Below are 9,337 nucleotides of genomic sequence, written 5' to 3' on the forward strand. Positions count from 1 at the left end.
TCCCCCTTCCTTGGTGGCTCCGCTTCCCGGGAGCTTCCGGGCCGCGCGCCGGATGACGCGCAGGTTCCCTCTCCCGAACGGGAGAGTGGGCTCGTCGCGTCCGTCCTCGACGCGGCAGGAAACGCGCGCGGCTCCGGCTACAACTTCGCCTATCTCGACGAGGGCACGAAGCGGATGATCCGCCGCGCCATCCTCAAGGCCATCGCGGTGCCGGGCTACCAGGTGCCCTTCGCCTCCCGCGAGATGCCGATGCCCTACGGCTGGGGCACCGGCGGCGTGCAGGTCACGGCGGCGATCCTCGGGCAATCGGACGTGCTCAAGGTCATCGACCAGGGGGCCGACGACACCACCAACGCGGTCTCGATCCGCCGCTTCTTCGCCAAGACCTCCGGGGTGGCCACCACCACCCGCACGACGGAGGCGACGGTGATCCAGACCCGCCACCGCATCCCCGAGGCGCCGCTCACCGAGGGGCAGATTCTGGTCTATCAGGTGCCGATCCCCGAGCCCCTGCGCTTCCTCGAACCCCGCGAGACCGAGACGCGCCAGCTCCACGCGCTGGCCGAGTACGGCGCCATGCACGTCAAGCTCTACGAGGACATCAGCCGCCACGGGCACATCGCCACCACCTACGCGTACCCGGTGGAGGTCGCCGGCCGCTACGTGATGGACCCGTCGCCGACGCCGAAATTCGACAATCCCAAGATGGACGACTGCCCGGCGCTCCAGCTCTTCGGCGCGGGCCGCGAGCGGCGGATCTACGCGGTGCCCCCCTACACGCGGGTGCGCAGCCTCGATTTCGAGGATCACCCGTTCCGCGTGCAGGAATTCACGCAGCCCTGCGCCCTGTGCGGCGCCCGCGGCCACTACCTCGACGAGGTGGTCACCGACGATTCCGGAGGCCGGATGTTCATCTGCTCCGACACCGACATCTGCGAGACCCGTGTCGCGGAGGCGGCCCGATGAGCGCGCCGCTCCTCTCCGCCCACGGCCTGACCAAGACCTACGGCAACCGGCTCGCCTGCGCGGGCATCGACCTCGACATCACGGAGGGCGAGGTGCTGGCCATCGTGGGCGAGTCCGGCTCGGGCAAGTCGACGCTCCTGTCGCTGCTCGCCGGCGAGCTGGCGCCCGATTCGGGTGAGGTCCGCTACCGGATGCGCGACGGGCAGACCCGCAGCCTCGCCGATCTCGGACCCGCCGCGCTGCGCCGGCTGATGCGCACCGACTGGGGCTTCGTCCGGCAGGACGCCCGCCAGGGCCCTGCGCATGGCGGTCTCGGCCGGCGGCAATGTCGGCGAGCGGCTGATGGGCATGGGCGAGCGCCATTACGGCCGGATCCGCGGCCAGGCGCTGGACTGGCTCGGCCGGGTCGAGATCGAGGCCGGCCGGGTGGACGACCCGCCCAGCCAGTTCTCCGGCGGCATGCGCCAGCGCCTCCAGATCGCCCGCAACCTCGTCACCGGGCCGCGCCTCGTGCTGATGGATGAGCCGACCTCCGGCCTCGACGTCTCGGTCCAGGCCCGGCTCCTCGACCTGATCCGGCGGCTCTCGGCCGAGCTCGGCCTCGCGGTGATCATCGTGACCCACGACCTCGGGGTGGCGCGGCTGCTCTCGCACCGGATCGCCGTGATGCGGGCCGGCCGGGTGATCGAGACCGGCCTCACCGACCGGGTGCTCGACGATCCCGAGCACGCCTACACCCAGCTCCTCGTCGCCTCGGTGCTCGCCGCATGACTGCGCTTCTGACCTTCCAGGACGTCGCCAAGAGCTTCACCCTGCACCTGCGCGGCGGGATCGTCCTGCCGGTGGTGGGCGGCGTGAGCCTCGTGGTCGAGCCCGGCGAGTGCGTGGTGCTCGGCGGCCCCTCGGGGGCGGGCAAGTCCTCGCTCCTGAAGATGGCCTACGGCAATTACCGCTGCGATGCCGGCGCCATCCGGGTCCGCGACGGCGAGGCCATGGTGGACGTCGTCCGGGCCGATCCGCGAGTGGTCCTGGCGCTGCGGGCGCGGGTCATCGCCTACGTGTCGCAGTTCCTGCGGGTGATCCCGCGGGTCCCGGCCCTCGACGTGGTCGAGGCCGCCGGCCGCGAGGGCGGGTTGTCCGAAGAGGCCGCCCGCGCCAGGGCCAAGGACCTCCTCGCCCGGCTCAACCTGCCCGAGCGGCTCTGGGGCCTGCCGCCCGCGACCTTCTCGGGAGGCGAGCAGCAGCGGGTCAACATCGCCCGGGGCCTGATCGCCGACCGGCCGCTCCTGCTCCTCGACGAGCCGACCGCCTCCCTGGACGCGCAGAACCGCGCCGTGGTGGCCGACCTCGTGCGCGAGAAGCTGAAGGCCGGCGCCGGCGTGCTCGGCATCTTCCACGACAGCGAGATGCGCGAGGCTGTGGCGACCCGGGTGGTCGATGTCACCCGCTTCGCGCCGCAAGCCCGGGCAGCCTGAGGAATTCACGATGGACGACTTCATCCTCGAGAACGCGACCCTGGTCCTGCCCGACCGGGTGCAGCGCGGCTGGCTCGCCGTCTCCGACGGGGCGATCATCGAGATCGGCGAGGGCCGGGCGCCCGCGCGCGGCCTCGATTGCGGCGGCGATTACCTGATCCCCGGGCTGATCGAGCTGCACACCGACCATCTGGAGAGCCACTACGCGCCGCGGCCCAAGGTCCGCTGGCATCCGCTCGGCGCGGTGCTCGCCTACGACGCGCAGATCACCGCATCGGGCATCACCACGGTGTTCGATTCGCTCCGCGCCGGCAGCGACCCGGACGGCAGCGGCCTCGGCTCCGAGCTGGAGCAGCTCGCCGGCGCCATCGCCGCCGCGCGGGCCGGCGACCTGTTCCGGGCCGAGCACTTCACGCATCTGCGCTGCGAATTGCCCTCCACGGATGTGCTCGACACGGTGGCAACCTTCACGGCCCGCTACCCGGTGGGGCTGATCTCGCTCATGGACCACACCCCCGGCCAGCGGCAGTTCCGCGACATGGAGAAGTACTACACCTACGCCACGCGCGGCGGCCGTCCCATGGAGGAGATCCGCGCCAACACCGAGCGCAAGATCCGCGACGGTCGGTCGCTGAATGCGAAGAACCGGCCGGCCCTGGTCCAGTTCGCCCGCGAGATGGGGATCCCGCTGGCGAGCCACGACGACACCACCCTGGCGGATGTCGACCTCGCGGTCGGCGAAGGCGTGCGGCTGGCCGAGTTTCCCACCACCCTGGAGGCGGCCGAAGCCGCGCACCGCCAGGGCATCACCGTGATGATGGGCGCGCCGAACCTGATCCGCGGCGGCTCGCATTCCGGCAACGTCGCCGCCCTGGCGCTGGCCGAGGCCGGGCACCTCGACATCCTCTCGTCGGACTACGTGCCGGCGAGCCTCTTGATGGCGGCCTTCCTGCTGCCCGAGCAGGCACCGTCGATCACGCTGCCCGAGGCGCTGGCCACCGTCACGGCGAATCCCGCTCGCGCCACCGGGCTCACCGACCGAGGCGCCCTGGCGCCCGGGCTGCGGGCCGATCTCGTGCGCGTGCAGCGGGCCGAGGGCGTGCCGGTCGTCCGCGAGGTCTGGCGCGCCGGCCGGCGGGTCGCCTGATGCCGGGCTGCCTCGTCCTCGTGGTCGGCCCGAGCGGAGCCGGCAAGGACACGCTGATCCGGCTGGCCCGGGCGGCCCTCGCGGACGATCCGCGCTACGTCTTCCCGCGGCGTCTCGTGACCCGGCCACCCTCGGCGGACGAGGACAACGACGAGATCGACGAGGCTGCCTTCGCGGATGGCTGCGCGGCCGGCCGCTTCACCTTGAGCTGGCGCGCCCATGGCCTCGGCTACGCCCTGCCGGCGGAGGCCGGAAGGTGCGCCGCCGACGGTCAGGTTGTGATCTGCAACGTCTCGCGCCGCGTCGTCGCGGAGGCGCGGAGGACCTGCCCGCGGGTGAGCGTCGTCGAAGTCACCGCGCCGCCCGAGATCCTGGCGCAGCGTATCGCCGCCCGGGGCCGGCCGCAGGACGGCGACCTCGCCGCGCGTCTCGCCCGGGAGGGCGACGTCGTCGCGGATCTGACGATCCTCAACACCGGCTCCCCGGGCGACGCCGCGTCGCGGCTCGTCGCGCATCTGCGCGCCTGCTGACGGGACATCGTCGTCCCACGCCGGGTGCGACGGCCGGGTCGCGCCGGCCGATGCACCGATCGCGCCGGAGCAACGAAAAAGGGCGGGTGCCGATGTCGGCACCCGCCCATGTTGGTCTCGGCCGGGGAAGCCCCGGCGCCGCCGGTCTCAGAGGCCGCCGAACTTGTAGTTGAAGCCGGCGCGAACGATGCTGCCCTCGGTGCGGAAGCGCGAGATGTACGCGCCGTTGCCGACACCCGGGACCGCGCCGACGAGCACGTTCTGGCTGCCGAGGTCGTAGTGCAGGTACTCGGCCTTCACCGTGATGGCGTCGTACTTGATGCCGATGTAGCGGCCGAGCGCGAAGGTGTTCAGGAAGCTGTCGGTGGGCAGGGCGAACTCGATGCCGCCGCCGTAGGCGTAGCCGACCTTGAAGTCGTCGTAGCGGCCGGCGAACTGCAGGCGGCCGCCCGGGGTGTAGAAGTTGGCGTCGTGGAACACGTTGCCGTAGGCGAGGCCGCCCATCCCGTAGACCAGGACGCGGTCGAAGGCGTAGCCGACGCGGCCCGTGAGGGTGCCGAGCCAGTCGAGGCTCTGGCGGAACTGGCTGATGTTCGGCGGGCCGCCGGCGACGTTGCCGGTGCCGAGGACGACGCGGTTCTTGGTGATGTCGGTCCAGTCGATGCTGTTGGCGAGACCGACGACGATGCCGGAGCCCGGCGTGAACTGGTAGTTGTAGCCGGCGGTGCCGCCGATGTTGGCGAAGCCGTCCTGCGTGGTCGAGGTCAGGAAGGGACGGCGGCCGAGGGCCACATTGGTGGCGTTGCCCGGCTGGACGCCGACCGTGGTGATGCGCTCACGATCCGTGAAGGTGTAGGCGGACTCGAGACCGGCGTAGAAGCCCGTCCAGGTGAAGACCGGCACCGGCGTGAAGACCGGCGGCGGCGCGGCCCGGCGCGGCAGGTCGGCGGCCGAAGCGGCCGTCGTGACCAGCGCCGTCGCGGCGGTGGCGAGGAGGAACTTCTTCATCATGGCGGGGGGTCCGAGGTGATGCGTTGTTGTCCCCACTTAAGCTCGGCCGCACGGATCCCGCTATGCCCGCGAAGCCACACTGTGGCGCGAAAGCGGCGTGGATACTGCCTGTGATTGATGTTTCGGCGTTCAAGACTCATGGCCGCGGCTTGACAGCAGAGCCGGTCGTCGGGCGCCCGCGCGCCGCGGAGCTTGATCCCTGGCGGCCGACCCTCTAAGCGGACCGCGTTTTTCGCCCCTGTCCGAGCTTCGGGGCGGCTGACCAGGATTCGGGGCCCTTGTGTGGTCCCCGCCGCAGGAATGGGAATCATGGGCAAGGAAAAGTTCTCCCGCACCAAGCCGCACTGCAACATTGGCACGATTGGTCACGTTGACCACGGCAAGACGTCGTTGACGGCGGCGATCACGAAGGTTCTGGCGGAGACGGGCGGGGCGACGTTCACGGCCTACGACCAGATCGACAAGGCTCCGGAGGAGAAGGCGCGCGGGATCACGATCTCGACGGCGCACGTGGAGTACGAGACGCAGAACCGTCACTACGCGCACGTGGATTGCCCCGGGCACGCCGACTACGTGAAGAACATGATCACGGGCGCGGCGCAGATGGACGGCGCGATCCTGGTGGTTTCGGCGGCCGACGGCCCGATGCCGCAGACCCGCGAGCACATCCTTCTGGCGCGCCAGGTCGGCGTTCCGGCGCTGGTGGTGTTCCTCAACAAGGTCGACATGGTTGACGACGAGGAGCTCCTGGAGCTGGTCGAGCTGGAGGTGCGCGAGCTCCTGTCGAAGTACGACTTCCCCGGCGACGACATCCCGATCACCAAGGGCTCTGCGCTGATGGCGCTTGAGGACAAGGAGCCGAAGATCGGCAAGGAGGCGGTGCTGGCGCTGATGGCGACGGTGGATGCCTACATCCCGCAGCCGGAGCGTCCGATCGACCTGCCGTTCCTGATGCCGATCGAGGACGTGTTCTCGATCTCGGGCCGCGGCACGGTGGTGACGGGACGCGTCGAGCGCGGCATCGTCAAGGTCGGCGAGACGGTGGAGATCGTCGGCATCCGCGACACGCAGACCACGACGGTCACGGGCGTGGAGATGTTCCGCAAGCTGCTCGACCAGGGCCAGGCGGGCGACAACGTCGGCGTGCTGCTGCGCGGCACGAAGCGCGAGGACGTGGAGCGCGGCCAGGTCGTGTGCAAGCCGGGTTCGGTGAAGCCGCACGCCAAGTTCAAGGCCGAGGCCTACATCCTGACCAAGGAAGAGGGCGGCCGCCACACGCCGTTCTTCACCAACTACCGGCCGCAGTTCTACTTCCGCACCACCGACGTGACCGGGATCGTGACGCTGCCCGAGGGCACCGAGATGGTGATGCCGGGCGACAACGTGACCATGGACGTGGCGCTGATCGTGCCGGTGGCCATGGAGGAGAAGCTGCGCTTCGCCATCCGCGAGGGCGGCCGCACCGTCGGTGCCGGCGTCGTCGCCGCCATCAACGATTGAGCTCGAGCAAGCATCCTTAGCAGGGCGCGGCGGGGTCAAGGCCCCGCACACCCCGCCGTCCCTCTCAAGGTTCCAGGATCATGAACGGTCAGAACATCCGTATTCGCCTGAAGGCGTTCGATCACCGCATCCTCGATGCGTCGACCAAGGAGATCGTCTCCACGGCCCGGCGCACCGGCGCGACCATCCGGGGTCCGATCCCGCTCCCGACGCATATCGAGAAGTTCACCGTGAACCGCTCGCCGCACATCGACAAGAAGTCGCGCGAGCAGTTCGAGATGCGCACGCACAAGCGTGTGCTCGATATCGTCGATCCGACGCCGCAGACCGTGGACGCGCTGATGAAGCTCGACCTCGCCGCTGGCGTGGACGTGGAGATCAAGCTCTGAGTCCGCTGAGGACTTAGAGCTTACCGTTTCATCGCGCGAGGGAGAGAACCTATGCGCTCAGGCGTCATCGCACAGAAGGTCGGCATGACCCGCGTCTTTACGGACGCGGGGGAGCATGTCCCCGTCACGGTGCTCAAGATCGACCAGTGCCAGGTGGTTGCCCACCGCACCGTCGAGAAGAACGGCTACGTTGCGCTGCAGGTCGGCGTCGGCAAGGCCAAGGTCAAGAACGTCTCGGCCGCCGAGCGGGGCCGCTTCGCGGTCGCGAAGGTCGAGCCGAAGAAGAAGCTCGCCGAGTTCCGCGTATCCGAGGACGCGCTGATCCCGGTCGGCGCCGAGATCACCGCGGACCACTTCATCCCCGGCCAGTTCGTGGATGTCACCGGCACCACGACCGGTAAGGGCTTCGCCGGCGGTATCAAGCGCTGGAACTTCGGCGGTCTGCGCGCCACCCACGGCGTGTCGATCTCGCACCGCTCGATCGGTTCGACCGGTGGTCGTCAGGATCCCGGCAAGACCTTCAAGAACAAGAAGATGCCGGGTCACCTCGGCGTCGAGCGGGTCACGACCCAGAACCTGCGCGTCGTGCGCACCGATCCCGAGCGTGGCCTCATCCTCGTAGAGGGTGCGGTTCCGGGCGTGGCCGGCGGCTGGATCCAGATCCGCGACGCGGTGAAGCGCAAGCTCCCCGCCGACGTTCCGCTGCCGGGCAAGTTCCGTGAGAACGGCGCGTCCGCCCCGGCTCCCGAGGCCGCTGCGGCTGAGGAGACCGCGTGATGAAGCTCGATATCAAAACCCTCGACGGTGCCGGTGCCGGCTCGGTCGAGCTCAACGAAGAGATCTTCGGGCTCGAGCCGCGCGCCGACCTGCTGCAGCGCATGGTCCGCTGGCAGCTCGCCAAGCGGCGCGCCGGTACCCATGCCGTGCAGAACCGCTCGGACGTGAACCGGACCCGCAAGAAGCTGTACAAGCAGAAGGGCACCGGCAACGCCCGTCACGGCGCGGCCTCGGCGCCGCAGTTCCGCGGCGGCGGCCGGGCCTTCGGCCCCGTGCCGCGTGACCACAGCCACGACCTGCCCAAGAAGGTCCGTGCGCTGGCTCTGCGTCATGCCCTGTCGGCCAAGGCCAAGGCCTCGACCCTGATCGTCGTCGACGACATCAAGATCGAGGATCACAAGACCAAGGGTCTCGTCGAGCGCTTCGGCAAGATGGGCCTCTCGAACGCGCTGATCATCGGCGGGGCCGAGGTCGACGTGAATTTCGGCCGGGCCGCCCGCGCCATCCCGCAGATCGACGTGCTGCCCGTGCAGGGCATCAACGTCTACGACATCCTGCGCCGCGACACGCTCGTCCTGACGAAGGCCGCCGTCGACGCGCTGGAGGAGCGTTTCAAATGAGTGCCGATCCGCGCCACTACGACATCGTCGTCTCCCCGGTCATCACCGAGAAGGCGACGAACCTGACCGAGCAGAACAAGGTCGTGTTCCGGGTCGCCCCCAAGGCGACCAAGCCTCAGATCAAGGAGGCCGTGGAGAAGCTGTTCGACGTCAAGGTCACGGCCGTGAACACCCTTGTCACCAAGGGAAAGAAGAAGATTTTCCGCGGCCTCCGCGGACAGCGCTCCGACGTGAAGAAGGCGATCGTGACCCTGGCCGAGGGCCACACGATCGACGTCACGACCGGGCTCTGAGGACGGGTTTTAGGGATCCAAGCCGATGGCCTTGAAGACATTCAAACCGGTCACGCCGAGCCTGCGCCAGCTCGTGCTCGTCGACCGCCGTGAGCTCTACAAGGGCAAGCCGGTGAAGGCGCTGACGGAGGGCAAGTCGTCCTCCGGCGGCCGGAACAACCTCGGCCGCATTACCGTCCGCTTCCGCGGCGGCGGCCACAAGCGCGTGCTGCGCAACGTCGACTTCAAGCGGCGCGAGCAGCTCGGCGTCGCCGCAACCGTGGAGCGGATCGAGTACGATCCGAACCGCACGGCGTTCATCGCGCTGATCAACTTCCCCGACGGGAAGCAGAGCTACATCCTGGCCCCGCAGCGTCTGCAGCCGGGCGACAAGGTGGTGGCCGGCGAGAGCGTCGACATCAAGCCGGGCAACGCTGCTCCGGTCGGCTCGATGCCGGTGGGCACGATCGTCCACAATGTCGAGCTGAAGATCGGCAAGGGCGGCGCGATCGCCCGCTCGGCCGGCAACTACGCGCAGATCGTGGGCCGCGACCAGGGTTACGTGACCCTGCGCCTGAACTCCGGCGAGCAGCGCCTGGTCCATGGCCAGTGCTTCGCCAGCGTCGGCGCGGTCTCGAACCCGGACCACA

At 69.5% G+C, this 9,337-nt stretch carries 11 protein-coding genes and 1 pseudogene; 11 read left to right on the top strand and 1 reads right to left on the bottom strand.

Going from position 1 to position 9,337, the window contains the following annotated elements:
- The 5 genes and pseudogenes from I53_RS12715 to phnN all read left to right on the top strand — a co-directional run.
- Positions 1-966 (top strand): alpha-D-ribose 1-methylphosphonate 5-phosphate C-P-lyase PhnJ (locus I53_RS12715; protein WP_286009581.1); only part of this gene is annotated, 966 nt, incomplete at its 5' end.
- Positions 963-1,737 (top strand): annotated as a pseudogene (gene phnK / locus I53_RS35745) (phosphonate C-P lyase system protein PhnK). The gene I53_RS12715 and the pseudogene phnK, both read left to right, overlap by 4 nt.
- Positions 1,734-2,441, top strand: coding sequence for a phosphonate C-P lyase system protein PhnL (phnL, locus tag I53_RS12725; protein ID WP_043351240.1), 708 nt, complete (start codon positions 1,734-1,736; stop codon positions 2,439-2,441). Before phnK ends, phnL begins: the two are co-directional and overlap by 4 nt.
- A 10-nt stretch (positions 2,442-2,451) precedes the next feature.
- On the top strand, positions 2,452-3,588 hold the full coding sequence (locus I53_RS12730) for an alpha-D-ribose 1-methylphosphonate 5-triphosphate diphosphatase (protein ID WP_043351241.1): 1,137 nt from the start codon (positions 2,452-2,454) through the stop codon (positions 3,586-3,588).
- Entirely contained in the window at positions 3,588-4,118 is a 531-nt protein-coding gene (phnN, locus tag I53_RS12735; protein ID WP_187294348.1) for a phosphonate metabolism protein/1,5-bisphosphokinase (PRPP-forming) PhnN, read from the top strand. The genes I53_RS12730 and phnN overlap by 1 nt, the downstream gene beginning before the upstream one ends.
- 147 nt (positions 4,119-4,265) lie before the next feature.
- On the opposite strand, the gene I53_RS12740 is transcribed toward phnN, so the two are convergent.
- Positions 4,266-5,129 (bottom strand): outer membrane protein, encoded by an 864-nt coding sequence (locus I53_RS12740; RefSeq protein ID WP_043351243.1) that lies wholly within the window; start codon positions 5,127-5,129, stop codon positions 4,266-4,268.
- A gap of 309 nt (positions 5,130-5,438) precedes the next feature.
- Here I53_RS12740 and tuf point away from each other — a divergent pair, with 309 nt between their 5' ends.
- From tuf to rplB, 6 genes are all read left to right on the top strand, one after another.
- Entirely contained in the window at positions 5,439-6,629 is a 1,191-nt protein-coding gene (gene tuf, locus I53_RS12745) for an elongation factor Tu (protein WP_043348276.1), read from the top strand.
- An 80-nt stretch (positions 6,630-6,709) separates the two neighbouring features.
- The gene (gene rpsJ, locus I53_RS12750; RefSeq protein ID WP_043351245.1) at positions 6,710-7,018 is read left to right on the top strand and encodes a 30S ribosomal protein S10; all 309 of its coding nucleotides are present in this window, start codon (positions 6,710-6,712) and stop codon (positions 7,016-7,018) included.
- A gap of 51 nt (positions 7,019-7,069) precedes the next feature.
- Positions 7,070-7,795: a 50S ribosomal protein L3 gene (gene rplC / locus I53_RS12755; protein ID WP_043351246.1), complete on the top strand. Its 726-nt coding sequence runs from the start codon at positions 7,070-7,072 to the stop codon at positions 7,793-7,795.
- The gene (rplD, locus tag I53_RS12760; RefSeq protein WP_043351248.1) at positions 7,795-8,415 is read left to right on the top strand and encodes a 50S ribosomal protein L4; all 621 of its coding nucleotides are present in this window, start codon (positions 7,795-7,797) and stop codon (positions 8,413-8,415) included. Before rplC ends, rplD begins: the two co-directional genes overlap by 1 nt.
- Positions 8,412-8,708: a 50S ribosomal protein L23 gene (locus I53_RS12765; RefSeq protein WP_012319188.1), complete on the top strand. Its 297-nt coding sequence runs from the start codon at positions 8,412-8,414 to the stop codon at positions 8,706-8,708. The genes rplD and I53_RS12765 overlap by 4 nt, the downstream gene beginning before the upstream one ends.
- Before the next feature lie 25 nt (positions 8,709-8,733).
- Positions 8,734-9,337 (top strand): 50S ribosomal protein L2 (gene rplB, locus I53_RS12770; protein ID WP_043351250.1); only part of this gene is annotated, 604 nt, incomplete at its 3' end.

It is taken from the genome of Methylobacterium sp. B1 (assembly GCF_000333255.1).
GTDB classification, from domain to species: domain Bacteria; phylum Pseudomonadota; class Alphaproteobacteria; order Rhizobiales; family Beijerinckiaceae; genus Methylobacterium; species Methylobacterium fujisawaense.